This is a genomic window from Belnapia sp. F-4-1, assembly GCF_000802185.1.
GTDB lineage: Bacteria > Pseudomonadota > Alphaproteobacteria > Acetobacterales > Acetobacteraceae > Belnapia.
In genome coordinates, this window is sequence record NZ_KN676113.1 from 2,282,231 (window position 1) to 2,305,098 (window position 22,868).

Below are 22,868 nucleotides of genomic sequence, written 5' to 3' on the forward strand. Positions count from 1 at the left end.
CGCAGCGCCTCAGCGCCGGGACATGCTCCAAAAAACCGGGATCGGGAATTCGATTACGCCCCGAAGGTCGGAGCGGTATGCCGCGGGTGCCGAGAACTGCCCGCCAAGGATGTAGTTCGCGTTGTCATGGAAGGCAGTCTGCAGCTCCCCGGCAAGGCGCGCGCGCTCCTCCTCGCTCCGCGCCGTAGCGGCCCGGCGGAGGAGATCCGTCTGGCGCGGATCGCAGTACCAGCCCGAGTAGTGCTCGGCGCAGTTATAGGCGACGCCCGGATTGGCGAGGGGGTTCACCAGGTCGATGCCATTCCAGATGATGTTGACCATGCTCCAGCCGCCGTTGGTCGTCGGCCCGCGGTTCAGCCGGCGCTGCGCCACCGTCGCATAATCCGAAGTCGCCAGCTGCACGTTGAAGCCGGCCTTGCGCATCTGATCGACCATGACGAGGCCCATCGAGTTAAGCAGGGCCGAGCTCTCGGAGTGCAGGAAGACCACGGGCTCGTTCTTGTAGCCGGCCTCGCGCAGCAGGACGCGGGCCCGCTCAGCGCCGGCGTTGCGGAAGATCTCTGTCCCCGCACTCGACTCGCCCGCCGTGTTGCACATGTAGAGCGCGTGACACTCGCGGAGGTAGAGATCCTCCGGCAGGCCGAGGCTCGCCATTATGTCGGCCTGGTTCACCGCTAGCTGCGCGGCGCGGCGGACCTTGGGATTGTCGAAGGGTGGCTGCGCGTGGTTGAGGCTGATAATCGACATGATCTGCCCCGCGCCGCGTGGGTTGGCGATGGTGATGTTGCGGTTCCGCCGCATCGGTCCGATGAAGTCCGCCGGGATGATCTCAAGATAGTCCACCTCGCCCGCTTGAAGGGCTGCGACGCGCGTCGCCTGGTCCGGCATGCTGATAAGGTCCACGCGGTCGAAATGCACGACCTTGCCGCCAGCAAGACCAGAAGCCGGCTCGGCGCGCGGGCGGTAGCGGGGATTGCGGCGGAAGGTGGCGCGCTCGCCTGGCCGCCAGCTGTTGCGGTCAAACAGGAAGGGGCCGGAGCCGACGACCTCCGGCACGGCGGCGTTCGCAGGCAGGTTGGCAAGCCGCGCGGGCATCATTACTGGGATGACGTTGCCGGGCTTGCCCAACGCCTCGATCACATAGGCATAGGGTTCGCGCAGCTTCAGCTCAAAGCTCCGCGGGTCCACGACCCGCAGCCCTTCCGCCACGCGCATGATCTGCACGCCCAGCGCCTCACGCTGGGCCCAACGGCGGATCGAGGCCACGGCGTCCTCGGCCGTCACAGGCTTGCCGTCGCTCCATTCCAGCCCGTCGCGCAGATGGAAGGTGTAGGTCAGGCGGTCGTCGCTCACCTCGTAGCGGTCGACCATCTGGGGCTTGTAATTCCCCTGCTCGTCTATGGCGAAGAGCATGTCATAAACAAGGTAGGAGAAGACGCGAGTCGCGTTGATCGTGGTGACGATCGGGTCTAGCACCTGCAGTTCGGTGTTCAAGGAGACACGCAGGGTGCGCTCCTCGGCTTGCGCGTTGTGGAGCGCGGCTGACAGGGCAAGCAGTGCAAGGGCGAGTACACGGGCCATCCAGCGCAGATTCATGGCGAGCCTTTCCATTGAACGCGTTCTTCCTTTGTCTGCCGTGTGCAGCGCTCCTAGACGCACCGCTGCGCCCACCTCGTCTCGACCGCGTCCAGGGCTTCATCCGGCCAGGATGGATGCCCTGGCCTGGTATGTGCAGAGCAGTTCGCGCGTGTGAGCGATCACCCTATTCGGCGGCTGCGGCCGGCTCCGCCTTGCGGAGATGATCATAGTTCTTGCGGCGAAACCAAGCCATGTAATCCCCCATCGTCATGGGGGGAAAGAGCGGCTCCTCGCCCTCCACCCGGCAGGTGGACAGGCATTCTACCAACGTCTCGGCGTTAGGATGGAAGAAGTAGGGGATCGCGTAGCGCGGTTGGTCGGAGATGTTGAAGGCGCGATGCGGCGTGGAGAGAAACCGCCCGTTCGTCCAGCGGTGTAGCGTGTCCCCGGTATTGACGATGAAGGTCCCTTCGATCACCGGCGCGTCGATCCATACGCCGTCCCGCCGGCGGATCTGCAGCCCCGGCACCTTGTTCTGGGCGAGCAGGGTGATGAAGGTGGAGTCAGTGTGCGGCGCGATGCCGAACTGGTTCTCTGCGTACTCCTTTACCGGTGGGTAGTGGCTGAGGCGGAGGGAGCTGAAGGGATGGTCGCACTTCGTGTCGAAATATTCCGCCGGCAGGTCCAGTGCGCAGGCGTAGAGCGGCAGCATGCGCTGCGCCAGCGCCTCCAGCGCCGCGTAGTAGGCCTGCGTTGTTTCCTTGAAGCCAGGCACGTCCGGCCAGCGGTTGGTCACACCCGGCTGGCCCTCCCCCTTCACGAAGAAAGCCTCGTTCTCGTTGGGCTTGTTGTTGGCGTTGATGGTGGAGGTGCGCGTGGTGCTGCCGCGCATCGGCAAGTAGCCCTGCATCGCGTTGTCCACCTTCAGCTCCATCTTCTTCTCAAGCGGCTGGGCGTGGAAGGCGGCGGCGGCGGCGAAAGTGCGGTCGATCAGTTCCTGCGGAACGCCGTGATTGCTGATGTAGAGAAAGCCGACTGTCTCGCAGTTCTCGCGGAGCTGGGCGGCGATCCGCTTGAGCGCGCCCTCTTCGCCGGCGAAGTAGGGGCCGAGATCGACGACGGGGATGTCGGTGCCAGGAGCGTTGCTCTCGGACATAGGGGGCCTCCCGCGATGAGGCGGGGGCCCATCGCCCTCACGCCGGGGCTCACGGTCGGAGCAGATGGGCCAAGCGGTCAAACCAGAAGATTTCAGTTATGGCTGAGAGAAATTCACATGAGGGGGATCTTAGGTCCTGTTGGTGCCTGAGCCTGGGGCTTGAACTGGGCGTTCTCCGGTTTTGCGGAGTGCGGGATGGCGCTCTTGGCCGAGTACAAGGCAGGCATGCTGCGCGACGTCTCGACCGGGCGTTTTGGGAAGGCGCATGAGGTGGCGGCGGTGATTGACTTCTTCTGCTCGGACGCCGCATCCGACGTCACCGGCGTTGGTCTGCCGGTCGATGGCAGATTTTTGTGGGGATCGCCGGAGTTGAGTCTGACTTCTAGCTAAGGCTACCCGGGTAATCCGTCCAGATGCTCGGCTCCAGGTCGAGATGGGTCTCCGCTGGATAGGTCGACGTCCAATGCGCGATGCATGCCTCGGCCGTCGGGTTCCACAGCGCCGCATGGCCGCCCATCCAGTCCAGGAAATCCTCCAGCATCTTCAGTCGATGCAGCCAGCCCATATGCTGCGGATGCAGCGTCATGTGGAAGTGGCGACCTCGCCCGTGCTGCGCCTCGAATTCCGTGCGCCAGTTGCGCAGCAGCATGTCGGGACTTTCGAGGCCAGTGCCTTTGGTCGGGAACATGCAGAAATACTGGTCGTCGAAATGGTAGTAGTAGGGCATTGCGGGCAGCGCGCGCCGGCTGGCGAAATCCGCTACCCACCAATGCGGCACGTCATCGGCTTGGCCGTTGCCGTAATAGCGGTAGCCCGCTTCGATCAGCAGGTCGATCGTGTTTGGGCTGATGGTGCCGCCGGCGAAGTTGTCCATCTGGCGCGACAGCATGAACCATCCAGCCGGCGGCCTGCCGATGGCATCGGCGAGGATGGTCGTGGTGCGGTCGAGCCGGGCTTTCTCTTCCTCGCGCGAAAGTCCGGAAACATCCTCGTGGCGTAAGGCCTCGGCGGCAATTTCATGACCTTCGGCAAGGATGTCCTTCAACTTTTGGCCATAGACTTTCACCATGACCGCAGGCGTTGCGAAAGTGGCGCGCAGTTTATGCCGGCGCAACACGCCAAGCAGGTTGTCGAGCCCTTCCTCGATGGCGAAGCGCGCGACCGGAGTCGACAGCTCCGCTGCGCGGATGCCGTCGCCGCCGGACGCGAGGCTGAGATCCACCGTGATGCTCACGGCGCAGCGCCTTTCCTCGGGCCAGCGAAGGTCGGCATCCTCGATGCTGCGCTCGTTCGAGATTGTGTAGCGGTCTTTCCAGGGCATGGCGTTCCCCTCAGTTCCAGCCGCCAGCGGGCGGCTGCACCGCGATGCAGTGCCGCGCCACTGCCTCGCAACTAGGGAACCAGACCTCGCCCTTCTCCTTCATCCGCCGGATCAGCCGATCAAGCATCAGGATGCGCTGCGCCCGGCCCGAGACGAAGGGATGCAAGCAGATGTTGAGGTAGCCGCCCCCCTGGGCATGCTGCTGTAGGAAGGCCTCCCACCAAAACTCCATCACGCGCTCAGGGTCGCTGATGCGTTGCGCGGCGACTGGCGTACCCATCCATGCAAAGGAGTAAAACATCGCGTCGTCGATGGAATAGTGGAACGGCAAGTTGATCAGGACATTGCTGCCGTCGGGGTCGCGCAGGTAATGCGGTCGGTGGCTGGCCGATCCGTTGGAGCGATAGATATAGCCAAGCTCCCGTAGCAAGCCATGGCTATGGCCGCTGCGCGTCCCGACGCCGCGCTTCCCGGTCAGCTTTTCCAGGGCTTCGGTGGAGCGGGTGAGATGGTCGCGTTCCAGCTCCGGCTCCTTGGGAACGCGGTGCTCCCACATATGGTCGGTGACCTCATGGCCGCTCTTCGCTGCCGCGGCGACGGCTCGCGGGTAGAGCTCACAGATGCGACCCGGCGTGAATATCGTAGCCTGAACGTCATGGCTGTCGAACAACTCGATCAACCGCCAGATGCCGACCCGCCCGCCAAACTCGCCCTTGGCAAGCTGCATGGACGGCTCATTCATCAGCCGGCGCAGCAGCATGGCATCGAAATCGGCGGTGAAATTCACCGCTACTCGTGCCTCGCCTGGCCATTTCGGATCGCTGACGGATTCATGCCGGGCGAGGTGCCGCTGTGCGGCGGCGTCGATCTCATCCAACTCCGCGTCAGGATTCGCCGCCATGGCCGCTTCCCATTCGAGGTTTCGCGGGGATGCTCCGTCACCAGGGCAGGACATGCAAGAGGGCCCGCCGGGGCCAGCGCGCCGTTCGTTGTGGCCAACGGGAGGATGCTTCGATATGCAGAACTACTCGCCGAAGGATTTTCGTGCGCTGACCTGGCACGACGCCACGCCAGCCTTTGCAGGCGGCACGGACACGCCGCGCGCTTATTTGGAGCGTTGCCTGGAGACCATTGCTCAGCGGGAGCCTGTGGTGCAGGCTTGGGTCGTAATGAACGAAACCGGCGCACGCGAGGCGGCCGATGCCAGCACGGCGCGCTGGAAGGCCGGGCGGCAACTGCCCCTCATCGATGGCATGCCGCTCGGCATCAAGGACTTGCTCGAGACGCGGGACATGCCGACCCAGATGGGCTGCAAGGCCTATGAAGGCAATTTCCCGAAACGCGACAATCCAGCGCGAGGAGATCCGCGCACGGCATGCGGCGCTCGCGCCGCTCGTGGATGCCGTCATCGCGTCTGCCTCGCCCGGCGTGGCGCCGTTCTGGACGCCAGATGAATCGGGTCAGCCGCTGGCGAAGGGCCCGACGGGCGATGCAGTCTACAACACGCCGAGCTCTGCGCTAGACGCGCCCGTAGTCACCTCACCAATGACGGCTATTGGCGGCATGCCTATGGGCGTCCAGCTTTAGGCCAACCTCATTCCGACGCGGCGGTAGCTGCAATCGCTCGTTGGATGGTCTAAGCCGTTGAGCCGGCGGTTGTTTGATCATACTTCGTCATGCGCGGAGAATGCTGAGACGCCACTGGCGATGAAGCTTTACAGCTGTGACCTACATTCCGTCCGCCGCAATCCGCCCTCATTATCCGATCGGCCGGCACGTCGACTGGCTTCGAAACCGGATGAGCGCCTGTTCTGCCGCTTGTCCCCATCGCCGCCGTCACCGAGTTGATCTGAATGAGTCCCCTAAATAAACCATGTCGCATCAGCATCCTGCGGCATGTGAGGTGTAGAGCGTGGCGGAGCCGCCTCGCTGCTCCTGCCAAAGGAGTGCGCCGCTGGTCCAGCCCGACCCCGCATCCAGTGCTTTTCGGGCGGCTTGGTACTGGATCGCGCTGGCGGCATCGCGGTCGCCGAAGTTGAGCAGCACGAGCTGACAGACCTGTGGCGGGATTCGGCGCACGACCTCGCTGGCATCCGTGCTCCGCAGAAGGAGTATGGGTTGATTGAAGGGTAATTCGCGTAGCATGCTGCCAACGATACCGACGCCGTCCTGGCCGAAGGGCAGGACCACCAAGGTCGTGGGGCTGATGGCGGCTGCTAGGGCCGTGGCGGCGCTGCGGAAGGGCTGCTGCGTTGCCGGATGCAGGATCAGGCCGAGGCTGCTCGTCGCCTGGATGGTCAACAACAGGCCCAGCGCAAGGAGACTGAGTTGCGGAGCTTTACGTGACCATGCCTGGAAGGCTGCGGTCACCAGGGCGGCGACGAAGGGGGCAGCCAGGACGAGATAGCGAAGCTCGATCGGCATGGCGCCGAACAATGCTCCCATCGGCAACAGGGCCAGCGAGGGAACAAGTGCGCCGAGCAGCCAAAGCCAGCGGGGGCGGCCAAGATGGCGCCACTGCAACAGGATGGCCAATGCGAGACCGGCCAGCAGAAGCACCAGCGTGCCGCCGACCAGGATCCGCGCGAGGCCGGCTGGCACATAGAGAGGCAATCCACCCAGCAGGCCGGCGGCATTGTATTGCGCTAGCCGCGACAACGCCGCCGGGAACGGGAGCACGGGGAATTGGGCGACCGACTGCCCGAGCGAGACGGCCCGCTGGGCCAGCCAGAATTCTGCGGCGACGCCGACGAGCAGAAGGCTTGGGACTGCGGCGGTCGCGCCCAGACGGAGGCGCATCCCCCAACCGGGTGTCGCCAGCACCATCCATCCCAGGGTGGCCACCACCGGGAAGGCGGAAAAATAGTGGGTGCAGGTGGCAAGGCCACCCGCCAGCCCGGCTAAGCAAGCCAGCAGCAGCGGCCTACCCGAACCAGGGCGCTGGGCTGCCAGCGCGCACCATACGGTCAAACCCATGAGCAGTTGAGCGAGAACGTAGCCTCTCACTACATGCGCCATGATCTCGAAGCCGTAGGACAGGGCTAGCACCAGCCCGAGGATGATGGGAGGCAGGCCAGCCAGCCAGGCCACCCGCATCCAGACCAGCACGGCACCGAGCGCCAGGATCACGCTGAAGGCGCGAAGCGCGACCAGATCGTTGCCCACCACCGCCCGCCAAAGGCTGAGGGCGATGAAGTACAGCGGCGGATGGACATCGGTCGTGCGCATCAGCTGATTGGCCGTGGCGGCGTCGGCCCGATGGGTGAAGAGGCCCGCCTGGCTCTCCGGCGTGAACACGACGCTCGGCCAGTCCGGCCTGGCGGTTCCGCCCGTGATGAACACGGAATAGTTCTCGTCGTACTCCGTGCTGCGGTTCAACGCCGCGGCAATGAGCAGGACCGCCGCCATCACCAGAACGAGGCCCGCTTTCGTCCATGGAAAAGCACGGGTGCCTGGGCTCCGAGCGGTGTCGCCGAAGGCGGCGGGCGTGCTGAGGCTCACAGCGAACTCCTTATCACGTTCTTAGCCTCTCCCGTCCGGCATCGCGGGGCCGGATCGCGGCTCATGCTGGTCATGACCAGTCCATCTTGCTTGACAAGGTTGCGGGGTGGACATCGGTCCTGGTTTGGAAGCTGATTGGCAAAAGCCGGCTGGAAGCCGGTTGTGCTGCCCTGATCCATGACATGCAGGGGCCAAGCTGCAGCCGGCAGCGCTGATTATTGCCCCGCACTTTGATAGATTCCAAAGCGACTAACTCGAAAACCAGCGTACTCAGATACGCTCCCAGAGGATATTTTTCATTCTCAACATAATCTATCCGCATAATATTATCTTACGATTTTTCGTCTTAAAAAAAGTTAGTTCACTAATTTTATTTCAAGTATATAAACTAAAGAAAAACCGAGTTAGCGAAAAGCCAGGGAATTCTTGCAAAAAATCAAATCCGATTACCAGAACCAACTGAAGCATGATGAATCTGAAATTTTTGGGAATACGGGAAGCAACACAACTTACTGCTGTATTTTTGGTCCTGCTATCGGCTTGCTGGCTTATGATTTTTTTGAGCGGAAGTTATTCAACCTTGACTTTTCAGAATGTGCATTTTTTGATAGTGATGTTCTAATAGCATTCTAATCTAGAATTGTCAACCTGCGAGCGTCGGTGCGACGAGCCGCTGGATCCGAATAGTATCCCGGCCGTGGTTGAGCCGTTACGCGCTTCGGCATGTTATTAAAGCACAACGTCGCTCGCCGCCACCACATACGCAAAGCCGATACCGGGTCCATAACTGGCCAGCCTATGAGCCGGCTTGACGCGGCGTGGCGACCTGACGCTCTGGTTCGATGCGGCTGTCCTGAACGGGTGGCAGGCGCCGCGGCGGATCACGCCGGTGGCTAGGCCCGATACTCGGACATGGCGATCGAGCTGATGCTGTAGCTCGCCTTGCAGATCGCCTTGCGCCAAGTGGAAGGCTTCACCACGAGCGTGCTCCGGCTGCTTGGGCAGGAACTGCGGGTGCCCGATCGCACAAGGCTCAGCCGTCGCGGCCGCAAGTTTGCCGGGTGGTAGTCCAAGGTCATCCCATGCGGCCCGATGCCTCTGCCGATCGACAGCACCGGCATCCGGCTCATCGCAAAGAGGGGACGGGGACCTGGCAGAGGGCGACGAGATACAGACGGCGCAATCTGCCGAGGCCGCGGTCGACAGATACAAGGCGATCATCGCCCCCAAGCTATGCGCACGCCTCTTGCCTACCCAGCAAAGCGAAGCCGCCGTGGCTGTCGAGGTGCTCAACCGCATAACCGGCTGGCGACGCCGGTTTCCACTCGTGCCGCCGACCTGGCTCAAGTGGCTACTGGGGTCATGCTGCCGGCGCCCCTAACCTCCGTGCACCATCGCTTTGCCTGGGCATGCCAATGCCAATCTCGACCGTTCGATCGAGATGACAAGCACCGCGCCCCCATCCGCCGCGAGTTCAGGGCTACCAGCCGGCTGTTGATCATCGTGCCCACCTTCGTCAGCCGGATGGCCACCACGGCCCGTGGCGAGCGGCTAAAGGGTGAGGACGCCCAAGGGTGCCCATGGCAACAAGCTGCACCATCCCGACCGGCAAGGGAGCATGCAACCCTGTGGGGTTTGGCCCGGCCCGGTTGCATCCGGGCTCGCGGGAGGAAATCCTATGCTGACCGTGAGCATGAAAGTTCTGGGCAATGGACCTTGCCGAGGCAGGGTTCAGGTCTGTGCGGAAGTGCTAGAGCAGAATTCGCTCTGCGCGGAGATCATCTCCCAAAGGCTTACATGCTCTCTGCCTGCGGCTGCTGGTGCTGCCACGTCGCGACCGGGCTTCCTGGCTGAAGCCGCTGCTTCTGTGGCAGGTGCCGGCTACGCTGGAGCGCACAGGCGTAGAGCGGTATCTTGAAGAGGTGTTAGCCTCTGATGTCATTGTCACGAGGCTGGCCCAGCCGCTTCATTCGTGAGCGAGGCCAATAGCCTCGCAATACTGCCAACAGCCCTATCGAACAGGACGCTTCGACATGCGCATGCAGGCCGCCATCATGTATCAGCAGGGGTTGCCGCGTCCCTATGCAAGCAGCACGCCGCTGGTGATCGAGGATGTGGAATTGGAGGGTCCAGGTCCGGGCGAGGTGCTGATCGAGATCGCCGCTGCCGGCCTCTGCCATTCCGACCTATCAGCGATCGAAGGCATCCGCCCCAGGCCGCTGCCGGTCGTAATCGGGCATGAAGGTGCGGGAATTGTGCGTGAATGCGGCGAGGGCATCACCGATCTCAAGCCGGGAGATCATGTCGTCACCGTTTTCGTCTCGTCATGTGGGGCATGCCGGTTCTGCATCCGCGGCCGTCCGAATATCTGCCCAAGCGGTTCGGCAGCGCGGGCGGCCGGCACGCTGATGTCCGGGGCGAAGCGCATCCGGCGCCTCAATGGAGAGGCGATCAACCATGGCAGCGGGCTGTCACTGTTTGCCCAGTACGCGGTTGTGGCTCGGCGGGCGATGGTGAAGGTTGACCCGGCGATTCCGCTGGACGACGCGGCGATCTTTGGCTGTGCGGTGATGACTGGCGCCGGTGCCGTGCTAAACACGGCGGGTATGCAGGCCGGCGATACGATCGCGGTGGTGGGCCTCGGCGGCGTCGGCATGAATGCGTTGTTCGCGGCGGTCGCCGGTGGTGCGGAGCGTATCATCGCCATCGATACCAGCGCCGAGAAGCTCGGTCTCGCCCGACACTGGGGCGCGACCGACACCTTCCTTGCCACCGATGCGGATTGCGTCGAACGGATCAAGGCAGTGACTGATGGCGGCGTCGAAACGGTCATTGAGACTGCCGGCAACATCCGTGCGATGGAACTCGCCTATGCGGTCACCGCCCGAGGCGGCAGCGTCGTCAGTGCCGGGCTGCCGGCCCAGGGATCGAATTTCTCTTATATGCACGCCGGGCTGGTGTCGGACGAGAAGAGCATTCTCGGCAGCTATATGGGCAGCTGCGTGCCAGAGCGGGACATCCCGCGCTTTCTCGGTCTCTACAAGCGCGGCAAGCTTCCGGTGGAACGGCTCAAATCGGGCAGCTTGCCTTTGGCTGAAATCAATGCCGGATTCGACCGGCTGGCCGATGGCAGCGTGTTACGGCAACTGCTGCAGCCGAACAGCTAGATGGCGGCATAGCTTCCAAATGAATCTGCACATCTTGCCGACGGCCAGGTATGCCGCCTATCGTTCCCATAAAATGCCAAGATGTGTCGCGTAGACGGGCCGTACCTGCCGCACGCGCATCCGCCATGACGGCTTGGTGGCCAGATGTGTGCCGCCGGCATCCGCATTCAGGAGACGTCCGCATGCCCCGGCTTGGTTTCGGTGCCTTCCTCGCTCCCCATCACCCGATCGGCGAGCATCCCATGCTGCAGTTCCGCCGCGACCTTGATCTAGTGGAACATTTGGATCGACTTGGCTACGACGAATTCTGGTGTGGCGAACACCATTCCAGCGGATGGGAGATGATTGCATCGCCCGAGATGTTCCTGGCTGCCGCAGGCGAGCGTACGAAGCGCATCAAGCTGGCGACCGGTGTGGTGTCGCTGCCGTACCACCATCCATTTCATGTGGCGCAGCGAATGGTGCAGCTCGACCATATGACCGGCGGCCGAGCGATCTTCGGCTCCGGCCCCGGCGCTCTTGCTTCGGATGCTCACACGCTCGGCATCGACCCGATGCTGCTCCGCGACCGGCAGGACGAAGCGATTGGCATCATCCGCCGGCTGTTCCAGGGCGAACGCGTTACCCATCGTAGCGAGTGGTTTAATCTGAACGATGCCGCACTGCAGCTTCTGCCGTTGCAGGAAGAGATGCCGTTCGCGGTCGCTTCCCAGATTAGCCCATCGGGCATGACGCTTGCGGGCAAGCATGGCATCGGCATTATCTCGATCGGCTCGCTCTCGAACGAGGGGCTGAACGCACTGCCGACGCAATGGGGTTTCGCCGAGGCTGCCGCAGTTAAGCATCAAACTGTGGTGAGCCGGAACAACTGGCGCGTGCTGCTAAGCTGGCACATCGCCGAGACACGCGAGCGGGCACGTGCTGAGGCCCGTGATGGGCTGCTGCGGCATCACAACGAATACATCGCGGGTACTCTGCAGCGTCCAGGTGCCAAGCCATTCACCGACCCGGATGAGGCAGTAGACAAATCTGCTTTCGGCCAAGGCGCGGTAGCGACAATCGGGACACCAGATGACCTCATTGCCCGCATCAAGGAGGTGCTGGCCATCAGCGGCGGTTTTGGCACCGTGGTTGGCTTTGTCCATGATTGGGCCAACCCGGAGAACACCTTCCGCAGCTGGGACATGGTGGCGCGCTATGTGGTGCCGGAAATCAACGGCTATCTCACCGGGCTGCGCAAGTCACGCGAGTTCGTAGCCAGCAACCGCGAGTATTTCGACCGAGCACGGGAGGCGGTGATGGCGAAGATCAACGAGAACGCGACCGCCGCCGAGGCGCTGAAGGTCACGAAGTCACAGATGCTGGCAGCCTCGTCCAGCAACGTGCCGGAGTTCGGCAAGCGGCACAGCTGAAGAGGCAAGATTTAGATTTTTCCATTTCACTCGGGCGCATAGCCTGGAGTTGGCGAGGTAGCTCCTGCACTCGGTTGGAGTGGAGGTGCCGAGCAAGCGGCCATTGGTGGGCCAGAGCGCCTCGCGTGGTGAACTCTTGCTGTCCATTAAAGTTCGATACCGCCGTCTGAGTGGCGAACGGGCGAGTGCTTCGAGGTGCCGCGCCAGTCGCGTCACAAGGGCAACTGATGTTCCGGCTGTTGCCATGATGCCGAACCACAAGTTGCTATCTGGCACAGGGTGGCCAAGCTCCGCCATGGTCGGCACCTCGGACAGTTCCAGAGCGCACTTCGGCCCAAGCATGGCAAGCGGCCGAATTTGTCCGGTCTGGTAAGAGCCGACCGCGCCTGCCATCCCGTGGGCCAGGAGCGGCACACGGCCGCCGATCCCATCCTGCATCAGCGGCGCCGTACCACGATCGGTCACATAGGTTAGGAAGATGTCCAGCGCCCGGCACACTGTCTCCCTGCCAGAATGCCCGGTGCCGCCCACGCCGGTGGTGCTGTAAGCGCGAGGGCGCCGGGTTCGGCGCGCGGCTGCGACCCCGCCTCCAAGTCGCGCCAAGGTTGGCTCGCGGCACACCAGAAAACGTTCGGCGCCGTGCCGAAGGCCCCGATGGGAGCGAGGATGTCGCTGGTACGTGCGACCGGCAACCCCACCCTTGCGCTGCCAGCCGGCCCAAATCGGTAATGGCAAGTTGTGAGCCGTGACCGCCTTACTTGAAGTACCATTGCTCCGGATGCGCCCCCCAAGGGGTGCGGATGTGCTGCGAGATACCCGTCCGGCCGGGCACATTCTCAAGCCGCTCGCTGACCACTCGCACGCCCATGAAGGCGGGGGACAGACCGACCAGTCCGATACCCCATTGCTGCTCCACCGCAAGCTTCCAGATCTCCTGCGCCGTGCGATTCCGCTCCTCCTCCCGCTGCCCGGTCGCCTTCCGCATCAGGTCGAAGGCTTTCAGCATCTCGGGCTCGGCGGGCCGGATGCCGCGCTCGCCGTTGGAGGCGAACCACAAGGCATAGCCATTCCCCATCACTCCGGCCGTCGGGTCCACCGGCAGGCAGTAGCGCGGATACAGGTAGAGGCTTTCTGTGCCGTTGTTGGTCCAGAGCAGGATCTGGGTCTGGTCGTTGCGGGCTCGGGTCAGGGCCAGGCTACGCTCCTGCACCTTCACATCACCGGCGATGCCGATTTGCCGCCAATGCTGCACGATCATCTCAGCCTGTTGCGGCCAAGTCGGCGAGAGCGTCTGCGCCACGGTAATCTCCAGCCGCAGGCGCTGGCCGTTGTCCCGGCGGAGGCGATAGCCCTCACGGTCCTTTCGGTTGAGGCCCAGCCCGTCGAGCATCTTGTTCGCCTGCGCAGGATCATGCGTGGACCAGCGCTGGCGCCACTCCTCGCCTGGGCTTTCCGGCAGCACATCGGCCGGGATCACCGATCCGGGTGTGCCGAGTCCCAGCCAGAAGGCTTCGTTGAGTTGCTCGCGGTCGATGCCGAGGGCGAGGGCGCGGCGGAACTGCGCCTGGCCCAGCCAGTGCGCGATCTCCTTGTCGTCGGTGAAATTGGGGTTCGGAAACAGCACTGAATCGGCACCATTGAAGCCGAGGTCCAGATGCACCTTGTAACGGCTTCGCTGCTGGTTCTCGATGATCACCGGCAGTTTGCCCAGGTCGATGAAACGCTCCTGGTAGTCGTAGTCGCCAGCGATGGCGCGCAGGTTCACCACCTCTGGATTCTCCGCCAGCGTCATCTGGATGCGGTCGAGATAGGGTAGCTGTTGTCCTGCAGTGTCAACGGCGTAGTAGAATGGGTTGCGCTCCAACACCCATAGGCTGGTGTTGATCGGCTGCACCATCCGCCAAGCCGCGAGCGTCGGCAGCTCCTTGTTCAGGCGCCAGTCCGACTTGTACTGGAAAAGCTGGACCCAATTGCCGAAGCCTGCGGCGCGGGCCTGCGTATTCAGCGCCTCGGCCGAGCTGTACTTCGGCAGGAACTGCTTCAGGTAATGCGCCGGCGCGTAGAGCGCATAGGTCTGGCCATTGGACTGCAGCCGCGTTTGTCCGCCGCCGACAAGGGTGTCCCCGGCCATCAGGGCCGGGAAGAGGAAATAGGGCTCCTCGAATTCAAAGGCGATGGTCGCATCATCGACTTTCACCATGCGCCCAGGCTTGCCATTCGCCGCCAGTTCCGGCGCCGGGGCAGGTACCAGATCCTTGTTGCTGTAGAGGTCCTCGAACCAGAAGATCCAGTCATCCGCGGTGCAAGGCGTGCCGTCCGACCAGCGCAGCCCGCGGCGGAGATGCAGGATGATGCGCTTGCCATCCTCGCTCACCTCGTGATCGCGGGCCAGACAGGGCAGCACCTTGGTGCCCGTTTCGTCGAAGAACAATGGCTTGTCGGCTGACATCAGCCGGTTGCCGTTTTCGCTGTCGCCAGGACCGATGAAGCCGCGGCGCCAGGTGCCGCCATAGGTGCCGATGTTGCGCAGCGGCTGCACCACCATCACGTCCTGCGGCAGGCGCTGTTCCACCGGCGGCAGTACCCTGGCACGTACCTGCTCGGTGAGCATGGGCGCCTCTTTGAACTGCTTCGGCATCCGCGCCGGATCGGTGACGAGTGCTGGGCCTTCAAGCTTGCCGACCAGTCCCGACTGCTCAATGCCCGCCGGTTGCGCCAGGGCGGCTGTGCCGGCGAGTCCCGCCAGCAGGGTGATACCAAATTCCCTCCGATGCATGGCCTACTCCCCTAATTATTGTTCTAGGCTACGCCCGCGAGGCTCAATTCCTTTGCGCGATGGCAGCTCACCCAGCGGCCGGGCTCGACCTCGCCGAGGTTCGGCTGTTCCGTCCTGCAACGCTCCACGGCATAGGGGCAGCGCGGGTGGAAGGCGCAGCCGGGCGGCGGCCGGGCCGGATCCGCGACCTCGCCGGTCACAGGGATGCGGCGGCCGCGTCGTGCAGGATCCGGTGCCGGCACGGCGGCCAGCAGGGCTTCGGTGTAGGGGTGCCGGGGGCTCCGGTACAGCGCATCGGTCGGCGCCACCTCGACCATGCGGCCCACATACATCACCGCCACGCGGTCACTGATATGCCTCACTACACCCAGGTCATGCGCGACGAACAGCATGGACAGGCTCAGCCGGTCCTGCAGATCAAGCAGCAGGTTGATGATCTGCGCCTGCACCGAGACATCGAGCGCCGAAACCGGCTCGTCCGCCACAACCAGCCTTGGGTGCAGCGCGAGCGCACGCGCGATGCCGATGCGCTGCCGCTGGCCGCCGCTGAAGGCATGCGGGAAGCGGGTGCGCGCACTGGCAGGAAGCTGCACCAGCTCCAGCAGCTCCAGCACGCGGGCCTGGCGCTCGGCGGCAGGCACTCCGTTCACCTTCAGCGGCTCGGCGATAATGTCGCCAACCATCATGCGCGGGTTGAGCGAGGCGTAGGGGTCTTGGAAGATCATCTGGAGGTGCCGGCGCAGCGGCCGCAGCTCGCGCTTCGGCAGGGTGGCGAGATCCACCTCCCGACCATCCTCGGGCCGGAAGCGAATGGCGCCCGAGGTGACGCTCTGCGCTCGCAAGATGCAGCGAGAGACCGTCGTCTTGCCGCAGCCGCTCTCCCCGACCAGCGCCAGAGTCTCACCCTCGGCGATATGGAAGCTGACGCCGTCCACCGCCCGCACCCGCCCCACCTCGCGCTGCAGCAGCCCGGCGCGGATTGGGAAATGCTTCTTCAGGTCGGAGACCTCGAGCACGTTCATTCGGAAGCCCCCGGAAGGAAGCAGCTCGCGCCGCCGCTGACACCGAGCGGCACCGATGCAGGAATCTCGCGCCGGCAACGCTCGCCCAGCATCTCCGTGCAGCGTGGATGGAAGCTACAGCCAGTCGGGCGCAGGCCCGGATGCGGCACGGCGCCGCCGATGGTGGACAGGCGCTGACGCGGCGTTGCCAGGATGCTCGGCACGGCACGCAGCAACGCCCGGGTATATGGGTGGCGCGGCGCAGCGAAGAGGCGTTCGACCGGGGCCGTCTCCACAATGCGGCCCAAATACATCACCGCCACCTCGTCGGCCATCTCCGCAATGACGCCCATGTCATGGGTGATCAGCATGAGGGCGATCCCCTTCTCCCGCTGCAGCCGCTGGAGCAGGCCGAGGATCTGGGCCTGGGTCGTGACGTCGAGCGCCGTAGTGGGTTCGTCGGCGATGACGATGTCCGGGTTTCCGGCAAGCGCCATGGCGATGCCGACCCGTTGTCTTAGCCCGCCGCTGAGCTCAAAGGGATATGCGTCGATCCGCCGCTGCGGATGCGGGATGCCGACTTCCCCGAGCAAAGCGATCGCCTGCGCCTTGGCATCGGCCTTCGAGAGGTCGCGGTGCTGGCGGATCGCCTCAATGATCTGGTTGCCGACAGTGTAGTGGACGCTGAGCGCCGTCATGGGCTCCTGGAAGATCAGCCCAATTCGGCCGCCGCGCACCTGCTGCATTTGCCGGGAGTCGGGATCGAGCGCCGTCAGGTCGATCGCCTGCGGTCCCGCCGGGTCCAGCAGGATCTGCCCACCGGTGATCCGCCCTGGCCTGTCGATCAGCCGCAGGATGGAACGCGCGGTGACGCTCTTGCCGCAGCCGCTCTCGCCGACGATGCCAAGCGTCTGGCCGGCCCGCAAGTCGAAGCTGACGCCGTCCAGGGCGCGGATGACGCCCTGCTCATTCCGGAACTGGACGGCAAGATCGCGGATCGAGAGGGCGCTCGGTTCAGCCATAGGGGTCCGCCGCATCGCGTAGCCCGTCGCCGAGGAAGTTGAAGGCCAGGATCACGACCGTCACGGGCACCGCGGCCGAGAGGAGCCAGGGCGCACCGGCAAGCACCTGGATGTTCTGCGCGTCCTGCAACAGGATCCCCCAGCTGATCGCTGGCGGGCGCAGGCCAAGGCCGAGGAAGCTGAGCGAGGTCTCGCTGACGATCATCGCGGGCAGGGCAAGGCTCACCGCGGCGATCACATGGCTGGCGAAGGAGGGCAGCATGTGTCGCAGGATGATGCGCATCTGGCTGGCCCCGGCCAGCTCCGCCGCCACGACGAAGTCCTCCTCCCGCAGTGCCAGGAAGCGGCCGCGGACCACCCGCGCCAGCTCGGTCCAGCCGATCAGGGAGATGATGATGGTGATGGCGAGGTAGACCTGGGTCACCGACCAGGTGTTCGGCAGCGCTGCCGCCAGGCCCATCCAGAGCGGTATGGTGGGGATGGACCGCAGCACCTCGATCAGCCGCTGGATCAATGTGTCCACCCAGCCGCCGTAGAGGCCGGAGATGCCGCCCAGGATAACGCCCAGAAACAGGCTGACCGTTACCCCGGCTAGGCCGATCAGCAACGAGATGCGGGTCGCGACCATCATGCGGGAATAGAGATCGCGGCCGAGCTGATCCGTGCCAAGCAGGAAGATGCCATCGCTGCGGCCGCCACCTTCGAGGCCCAGCAAGTGGATATCCGTCTCGAACAGCCCGAAGAGATGGTAGGTGTAGCCGCGGGCGAAGAGCCGGACGGGCAGCTTCCGGGCGGGGTCAGGCGTGTAGGCCAGCTTGAAGGTTCGCGGATCCCGGACGCCTTTCAGGCCATAGACATGCGGGTTGAAGCCGCCCTCGTCGAACAGGTGGATGCCCTGCGGCGGAATGAAGCTGCGGCGCGCATCGGTCGCGTGGGGGTCGCTGACCGCAAGGAAGTCGGCAAAGGCCGCCACGAGGTAGAACAGCACGACGATGATCAGGCTGACCAGAGCCAGCTTGTGCCGCCGGAAGCGCCACCAAGTGAGCTGGAGCTGCGTCGCCTGCGCGAAGCGCGCCTCTGCCGCAGCATTGCCGGGATCACCGACAGGCGGGCTGCTGCCGGAACTGCTGGCGGGCTCGATGACCGTTGTGCTCATCACCTGCCTCCCAGTCGGATGCGCGGGTCGATCCAGGTGAGCAGCAGATCAGAAATCAGCGTGCCGATCACCGTCATGATGCCGAGCAGCAACACGATGGCGCCGGCGAGGAACATGTCCTGCGCGACCAGCGCCTGAAGCAGCAGCGGCCCAACCGTCGGCAGCCCCAGCACGAGGGAAACGATGATGCTGCCGGAGACCAGGTAGGGGAACAGGTAGGCGATCGAGCTTGCGAAGGGATTCAGCGCTGCGCGCACCGGGTATTTCAGGATTGCGCGTGCCTCTGACAATCCTTTAGCGCGGGCGGTGACGACATAGGGCTTCCGCAGCTCGTCCAGCAGGTTGGCGCGCATGATGCGGATGAGTTGCGCGGTGCCGGCCAGCGCCAGCACCGCGGCTGGCAGCGGAAGATGCTTCGCCAGGTCCCAGGCGCGGCCCCAGCTCCAGGACGCCTGCACGTATTCCGTCGAGAAGAGGCCGCCGACATTGAGGCCCAGGTACCGGAAGCCGACATACATCAGGATCAGCGCGAGCAAGAAATTCGGCACCGCAAGGCCGATGAAGCCAAGCGTCGTGAAGATGTAGTCGGCGATGGAGTACTGCCGGACGGCGGAGTAAATGCCGATTGGTAGTGCGATTGCCCAGGTAAGGAAAAGCGCCGCAAGTGACACCAGCATGGTCAGCCAGAGACGATCACCGATGACCTCGGCCACCGGCCGGCGCCACACCATGGAGACGCCAAAGTCACCTTCCAGCACGCGCCCGACCCAACGCAGATATTGCATTGGCAAGGGTTGATCGAGGCCATAGTCGCGGCGCATTGCGTCCGCCTGCTCGAGCGAAACCGTGCTGCCGCTAGCTGCCAGGCTGGCAATATAGGCATCCACGAAATCGCCTGGTGGCAATCGGATAATGATAAAGGTCAGGATGGAGATGAAAACACAGGTGATGACCGCTAAACCTATCCTGCGTAGAAGATAGACTAGCATGCAGCCCTGGCCTGGCCGGATGGCAAGATCACCACACCGTCTCCCCTTGCGGCATTGCTCTTTGGCAAGCCTTGTTCGTCATTAGACGGCGGGGATTAACGTTAGGCAAGAGGACACTTCGGAAAACCCTGGCGCTGACGACTGCGGGCTGATTCGCTGCCGCTGGTGACGGCGGGACGGGAGCGGCGGATGGCGGGACAGCCCGGGTCCTTCGACGCGGAGGGGCGGCCGCGCTGGTTATCGGCCTCCGGCGATCCGCCGGAACGGCTGCGCGCCGTGATGGACTTCGAGGCGTTTCCCGCGGAGCTGGAGGCGGCGCTGCCGTGTGCCGACCGCAGTTGCGAGAAGCGGCGCATGGGCCGTGTCGTGCGGTGCATCGGCCTGGCGCGCGCCACAGCGCGGATCATGCTGGTGAACCTGGCCTAAACATGCGCCGCTTGACGTTGATAAAGGGGCGAGTTGTGCCCGCCTGATCGATCCTGGCCCCGGAAGAGGCGCGCAGCCTCTGCTGGAAGGCCGAGCAGAGGCTCCAAAGCGGACAGACCCGTCCGCCCCATCGGCCCCAGCAGCCAGTCAGACAGTTATTCGAGGTGTCCTAGCAGCTTGTCGGATTCCCATCTGGCCTGAAATGGGCGAATCTGGCGGGCATGACAGGGTTCATTCCGTTCAGCCGCGAGCAGGCCTTTCTGCTGCCGCCGGATGCCAAGGACTGGTTGCCGGCGGACGACGTGGCGCACTTCGTAGTGGCGGCGGTGGACCGGGTGCCGCTCGGCGCCTTTGCGGTGCGGCCGATCCCGGGCGGCAAGGCGCAGTATCACCCGCGCCTGCTGCTGGCGCTGCTGATCTACTGCTATGCGAACGGCATCTTCTCCTCGCGGCGGATCGAGCGGGCGACCCACCGCGACATTGGGGTGCGCTACGTGGCGGCGAACCTGCACCCCGACCACGACACCATTGCCGCCTTCCGCCGGGCCAACCGCGCTGCCTTCGAGGCGGCCTTCCTGCAGGTGCTGCTGCTGGCGCGCGAGAGCGGCCTGCTGCGGCTCGGGACGGTTTCGATCGACGGCACCAAGCTCGACGCCAACGCCTCCAAGATCCGCTCGGTGCGGTATGACCGCGCCAAGGCGCTGCGCGTCAGGCTCGCTGCCGACATCACCGACCTGACCAACCGCGCCGAGGCGGCCGACGCTGAGGCCCAGCCCGACCCGCAGGCGCTGCCCGCTGAGATCGCCAGGCGCGAGGCGCTCAAGGCCAAGCTCGATGCCGCCTGCGCCCGGCTGGAGGCCGAGGCCCGTGCCGAAGCCGAGGCCGCCCGACCCGAGTATGACGCCAAGCGCGCCGCCTACGAGGCCAAGACGGGCCGGCGGGGCCGCCCGCCCAAGCCGCCCAAGGACGATCCGCCGCCCGAGCGGCAGTCCAACCTCACCGACCCCGACAGCGCGCTGATGCGCCGCTCCGACGCCCATGAGTACCGCCAGGCCTACAACGCCCAGGCTGTGGTCTGCGCCGAGGGCTCGCAGCTGATCCTCGCCACCGGCGTCGTCGCCACCTCGGCCGATGCGCCGAGCTTTGCCGCAACCATCCTCGGCATGGAGGGCGGCATCGGCCTGCCACAGACCGTCCTCGCCGACACCGGCTTCGCCTCAGGCGAGGCAGTTGCCGCCCTCGAGGCGCACGGGATCGAGCCGCTGGTCGCCATCGGCCGGACCCAGCCGCACCGCGCCTACGACTTCCGGCCGCCACCCCAGCCCAGGACGCCACGCCGCATCACCGAGCCCTGGCGCCTCGCCATGGTGGCCAAGCTCGAAACCCCTAATGCCAAAGCCCGCTACGCCCGTCGCAAGCAGACCGTCGAGCCCGTCTTCGGCACCATCAAGTCAGCCCTCGGCTTCACCCGCTTCCACCTCCGCGGCCTCGCCAAGGTCACCAGCGAGTGGACCCTCGTCGCCCTCGCCTACAACTGCCGCAGGCTCCACAACCTGCGGCTCGCAGCCTGATCGCGCCTCAACCCTCGGCCTGACACCAAGTGCAAATCCGACAGGCTGCTAGAGCGCAGAAATAATGGCCCAGGATGAACTGCGCTCGTAGGCCATCCTACGCGCCACATAATTCCTGAATTTTTTAAAGCTAGCAGCAGCTTCAAAGCAATTCAGGAACTTGGCAGTTAGCCGCCTGAAGTTTTCAAGCGTCTTCCAACCTCAAGCCGTGGCGATCCGCCCTACCGTGGCCTTTGCGTCTGGGATGCATTGTCCAACGGCTGGGCGCCCGGCGGCAACGGCAGCGGGTCCGGCTTTGGATAGGCCCGCGGATAGATGATTTGGTCCCTCGGTCCCGGCGCCCGCGGCGGCCCGGCCCGCCCACAGCCGACGAGCGGCATCAAGGACAGCAAGGCGAGCAGCAGCCGGATCACGCCAGCCGCTCCCGCCACTCGGTTGCCATGCGCCGCACATTCTCCGGCGCCGTGCCGCCGAAGCAGGCGCGCGAGGCGACCGAGGCCTCCACCGTCAGCACGCCGAAGACGCCCTCCGTTATGCGCGGCTCCACCGCCCGCATCTCATCGAGGCTGAGCCCGGCAAGGTCGGTCCCCTTCGCCTCCGCCCTGGCAACGAGCCGTCCGGTGACATGATGTGCATCGCGGAAGGGCATCCGCAACTCGCGCACCAGCCAGTCGGCGAGGTCGGTCGCGGTGGAGAAGCCCGCGCCGGCGGCCTCGCGCAGCCGCGCCGCATCCGGCTTCATGTCGCGCACCATTCCGGCCGTGGCGGCGAGGCAGAGCGTCATGGTCTCGGCGGCATCGAAGATGCCCTCCTTGTCCTCCTGCATGTCCTTGCCATAGGTCATCGGCAGGCCCTTCAGCACGGTCAGCATGCCGGTGAGGGCTCCCATCACCCGCCCGGTCTTGCCGCGGACGAGCTCCGCCGCATCCGGATTGCGCTTCTGCGGCATGATGGAGGAGCCGGTGGTGAAGGCGTCCGACAGCTTGACGAAGCCGAAATAGGGGCTGGTCCAGATCACCACCTCCTCCGCGAGGCGGCTGAGATGCGTCGCGCACATCGCGCAGGCGAAGAGGAATTCGGCAGCGAAGTCCCGGCTGGCGACGGCATCCAGGCTGTTCCGCATTGGCCCGTCGAAGCCGAGCGCCTGTGCCGTCATCTGCCGGTCAATGGGGAAGCCGGTGCCGCAGAGGGCCGCGGCGCCGAGCGGGCTCTCGTTGAGGCGCCGACGGCAATCGGCCAAGCGGCCGCGGTCGCGGGAGAGCATCTCGACGTAGGCCAGCATGTGGTGGCCGAAGGTCGTCGGCTGGGCGGGCTGGAGATGGGTGAAGCCCGGCATCACGGTGGCCGCATGCGCCTCCGCCTGCTCGGCCAGCGCCCGCATCACGTCCTCGATCTGTCCGGTCAGCCCGTCGATCGCATCCCGCACCCAGAGCCGGACATCGAGCGCCACTTGGTCGTTCCGGCTGCGGCCGGTATGCAGGCGCTTGCCGGCCTCGCCGATGGCCTCGGTCAACCGCGCCTCGATATTCATGTGGATGTCTTCGAGGGCCTCGTCCCAGGGGAACTCCCCGGTCTCGATCCGTGCCGCGATGGCCTCCAGCCCCTCGCGGATCGCCCTCTCGTCCTCGGCCGTGATGATCCCCACATGGGCGAGCATGGCGGCATGGGCGAGGCTGCCCCGGATGTCCTGGCGCCACATCTTGCGGTCGAAGCCGATCGAGGCGTTGATCGCCTGCATGATGGCGGAGGGACCGGCGGCGAAGCGGCCGCCCCATTGGGAGTTACTGGACAC

General features: G+C 64.7%; 18 protein-coding genes. 6 read left to right on the forward strand and 12 right to left on the reverse strand.

What is annotated here, in order from left to right; translation table 11 throughout:
* Positions 1 to 9: 9 nt before the first annotated feature.
* On the reverse strand, positions 10 to 1,596 hold the full coding sequence (locus tag LH62_RS11025; RefSeq protein WP_043365575.1) for an ABC transporter substrate-binding protein: 1,587 nt from the start codon (positions 1,594 to 1,596) through the stop codon (positions 10 to 12).
* 166 nt (positions 1,597 to 1,762) lie between these two features.
* A complete protein-coding gene (locus LH62_RS11030; protein ID WP_043361273.1) occupies positions 1,763 to 2,734 on the reverse strand; it encodes an isopenicillin N synthase family oxygenase in 972 nt (323 codons plus the stop codon).
* A 195-nt stretch (positions 2,735 to 2,929) separates the two neighbouring features.
* Between LH62_RS11030 and LH62_RS11035 the strand changes: the two genes are divergently transcribed.
* The gene (locus LH62_RS11035) at positions 2,930 to 3,124 is read left to right on the forward strand and encodes a hypothetical protein (protein ID WP_043361278.1); all 195 of its coding nucleotides are present in this window, start codon (positions 2,930 to 2,932) and stop codon (positions 3,122 to 3,124) included.
* On the opposite strand, the gene LH62_RS11040 is transcribed toward LH62_RS11035, so the two are convergent.
* Both LH62_RS11040 and LH62_RS11045 read right to left on the reverse strand, forming a co-directional pair.
* Positions 3,117 to 3,968, reverse strand: coding sequence for a polysaccharide deacetylase family protein (locus tag LH62_RS11040; RefSeq protein WP_160299816.1), 852 nt, complete (start codon positions 3,966 to 3,968; stop codon positions 3,117 to 3,119). The genes LH62_RS11035 and LH62_RS11040 overlap by 8 nt on opposite strands.
* Before the next feature lie 97 nt (positions 3,969 to 4,065).
* A complete protein-coding gene (locus LH62_RS11045; RefSeq protein ID WP_043361280.1) occupies positions 4,066 to 4,956 on the reverse strand; it encodes a polysaccharide deacetylase family protein in 891 nt (296 codons plus the stop codon).
* Positions 4,957 to 5,071: 115 nt separating this feature from the next.
* Here LH62_RS11045 and LH62_RS11050 point away from each other — a divergent pair, with 115 nt between their 5' ends.
* Entirely contained in the window at positions 5,072 to 5,509 is a 438-nt protein-coding gene (locus LH62_RS11050) for an amidase family protein (RefSeq protein ID WP_043361282.1), read from the forward strand.
* A gap of 427 nt (positions 5,510 to 5,936) precedes the next feature.
* Here LH62_RS11050 and LH62_RS11055 read toward each other — a convergent pair whose 3' ends face one another.
* On the reverse strand, positions 5,937 to 7,556 hold the full coding sequence (locus LH62_RS11055) for a hypothetical protein (RefSeq protein ID WP_144404443.1): 1,620 nt from the start codon (positions 7,554 to 7,556) through the stop codon (positions 5,937 to 5,939).
* Positions 7,557 to 9,589: 2,033 nt separating this feature from the next.
* On the opposite strand from LH62_RS11055, the gene LH62_RS11065 reads away from it, so the two are divergent.
* Positions 9,590 to 10,723: a zinc-dependent alcohol dehydrogenase family protein gene (locus LH62_RS11065; RefSeq protein ID WP_043361289.1), complete on the forward strand. Its 1,134-nt coding sequence runs from the start codon at positions 9,590 to 9,592 to the stop codon at positions 10,721 to 10,723.
* Between the two features lie 182 nt (positions 10,724 to 10,905).
* Positions 10,906 to 12,135 (forward strand): LLM class flavin-dependent oxidoreductase, encoded by a 1,230-nt coding sequence (locus LH62_RS11070; RefSeq protein WP_043361290.1) that lies wholly within the window; start codon positions 10,906 to 10,908, stop codon positions 12,133 to 12,135.
* On the opposite strand, the gene LH62_RS32690 is transcribed toward LH62_RS11070, so the two are convergent.
* Genes LH62_RS32690 through LH62_RS11095 form a run of 6 tightly spaced genes read right to left on the reverse strand, consistent with a single transcriptional unit; the run spans position 12,076 to position 19,079 of the window.
* On the reverse strand, positions 12,076 to 12,969 hold the full coding sequence (locus tag LH62_RS32690) for a tripartite tricarboxylate transporter substrate-binding protein (RefSeq protein WP_082012480.1): 894 nt from the start codon (positions 12,967 to 12,969) through the stop codon (positions 12,076 to 12,078). The two genes, LH62_RS11070 and LH62_RS32690, sit on opposite strands and share 60 nt — an antisense overlap.
* Positions 12,890 to 14,911 carry an ABC transporter substrate-binding protein gene (locus LH62_RS11075; RefSeq protein WP_043361291.1) on the reverse strand — a complete coding sequence of 674 codons (2,022 nt, stop codon included), beginning with the start codon at positions 14,909 to 14,911 and terminating at the stop codon, positions 12,890 to 12,892. Before LH62_RS11075 ends, LH62_RS32690 begins: the two co-directional genes overlap by 80 nt.
* A 23-nt stretch (positions 14,912 to 14,934) precedes the next feature.
* On the reverse strand, positions 14,935 to 15,933 hold the full coding sequence (locus LH62_RS11080; RefSeq protein WP_043361293.1) for an ABC transporter ATP-binding protein: 999 nt from the start codon (positions 15,931 to 15,933) through the stop codon (positions 14,935 to 14,937).
* The gene (locus tag LH62_RS11085; protein WP_043361295.1) at positions 15,930 to 16,934 is read right to left on the reverse strand and encodes an ABC transporter ATP-binding protein; all 1,005 of its coding nucleotides are present in this window, start codon (positions 16,932 to 16,934) and stop codon (positions 15,930 to 15,932) included. Before LH62_RS11085 ends, LH62_RS11080 begins: the two co-directional genes overlap by 4 nt.
* Positions 16,927 to 18,090 carry an ABC transporter permease gene (locus LH62_RS11090; RefSeq protein WP_043361296.1) on the reverse strand — a complete coding sequence of 388 codons (1,164 nt, stop codon included), beginning with the start codon at positions 18,088 to 18,090 and terminating at the stop codon, positions 16,927 to 16,929. Before LH62_RS11090 ends, LH62_RS11085 begins: the two co-directional genes overlap by 8 nt.
* The gene (locus LH62_RS11095) at positions 18,090 to 19,079 is read right to left on the reverse strand and encodes an ABC transporter permease (RefSeq protein ID WP_043361297.1); all 990 of its coding nucleotides are present in this window, start codon (positions 19,077 to 19,079) and stop codon (positions 18,090 to 18,092) included. The genes LH62_RS11090 and LH62_RS11095 overlap by 1 nt, the downstream gene beginning before the upstream one ends.
* A 189-nt stretch (positions 19,080 to 19,268) precedes the next feature.
* Here LH62_RS11095 and LH62_RS11100 point away from each other — a divergent pair, with 189 nt between their 5' ends.
* Together LH62_RS11100 and LH62_RS11105 are read left to right on the forward strand one after the other, a co-directional pair.
* Entirely contained in the window at positions 19,269 to 19,505 is a 237-nt protein-coding gene (locus tag LH62_RS11100; RefSeq protein ID WP_043361298.1) for a hypothetical protein, read from the forward strand.
* Positions 19,506 to 19,726: 221 nt separating this feature from the next.
* On the forward strand, positions 19,727 to 21,076 hold the full coding sequence (locus LH62_RS11105; protein ID WP_043359747.1) for an IS1182 family transposase: 1,350 nt from the start codon (positions 19,727 to 19,729) through the stop codon (positions 21,074 to 21,076).
* Between the two features lie 409 nt (positions 21,077 to 21,485).
* Here the strand turns inward: LH62_RS11105 and argH are convergent, their stop codons facing one another.
* Complete coding sequence (gene argH, locus LH62_RS11110; RefSeq protein WP_369796755.1) at positions 21,486 to 22,868, reverse strand: argininosuccinate lyase; 1,383 nt, start codon at positions 22,866 to 22,868, stop codon at positions 21,486 to 21,488.

What these genes read in the sequence shown, in the direction of transcription:
- LH62_RS11025 (WP_043365575.1), bottom strand. Translation starts at nt 1,596, where the DNA reads ATGAATCTGCGCTGGATGGCCCGTGTACTCGCCCTTGCACTGCTTGCC.
- LH62_RS11030 (WP_043361273.1), bottom strand. Translation starts at nt 2,734, where the DNA reads ATGTCCGAGAGCAACGCTCCTGGCACCGACATCCCCGTCGTCGATCTC.
- LH62_RS11035 (WP_043361278.1), top strand. Translation starts at nt 2,930, where the DNA reads ATGGCGCTCTTGGCCGAGTACAAGGCAGGCATGCTGCGCGACGTCTCG.
- LH62_RS11045 (WP_043361280.1), bottom strand. Translation starts at nt 4,956, where the DNA reads ATGGCGGCGAATCCTGACGCGGAGTTGGATGAGATCGACGCCGCCGCA.
- LH62_RS11050 (WP_043361282.1), top strand. Translation starts at nt 5,072, where the DNA reads ATGCAGAACTACTCGCCGAAGGATTTTCGTGCGCTGACCTGGCACGAC.
- LH62_RS11065 (WP_043361289.1), top strand. Translation starts at nt 9,590, where the DNA reads ATGCGCATGCAGGCCGCCATCATGTATCAGCAGGGGTTGCCGCGTCCC.
- LH62_RS11070 (WP_043361290.1), top strand. Translation starts at nt 10,906, where the DNA reads ATGCCCCGGCTTGGTTTCGGTGCCTTCCTCGCTCCCCATCACCCGATC.
- LH62_RS32690 (WP_082012480.1), bottom strand. Translation starts at nt 12,969, where the DNA reads ATGTGCCCGGCCGGACGGGTATCTCGCAGCACATCCGCACCCCTTGGG.
- LH62_RS11075 (WP_043361291.1), bottom strand. Translation starts at nt 14,911, where the DNA reads ATGCATCGGAGGGAATTTGGTATCACCCTGCTGGCGGGACTCGCCGGC.
- LH62_RS11080 (WP_043361293.1), bottom strand. Translation starts at nt 15,933, where the DNA reads ATGAACGTGCTCGAGGTCTCCGACCTGAAGAAGCATTTCCCAATCCGC.
- LH62_RS11085 (WP_043361295.1), bottom strand. Translation starts at nt 16,934, where the DNA reads ATGGCTGAACCGAGCGCCCTCTCGATCCGCGATCTTGCCGTCCAGTTC.
- LH62_RS11090 (WP_043361296.1), bottom strand. Translation starts at nt 18,090, where the DNA reads ATGAGCACAACGGTCATCGAGCCCGCCAGCAGTTCCGGCAGCAGCCCG.
- LH62_RS11095 (WP_043361297.1), bottom strand. Translation starts at nt 19,079, where the DNA reads ATGCTAGTCTATCTTCTACGCAGGATAGGTTTAGCGGTCATCACCTGT.
- LH62_RS11100 (WP_043361298.1), top strand. Translation starts at nt 19,269, where the DNA reads ATGGCGGGACAGCCCGGGTCCTTCGACGCGGAGGGGCGGCCGCGCTGG.
- LH62_RS11105 (WP_043359747.1), top strand. Translation starts at nt 19,727, where the DNA reads ATGACAGGGTTCATTCCGTTCAGCCGCGAGCAGGCCTTTCTGCTGCCG.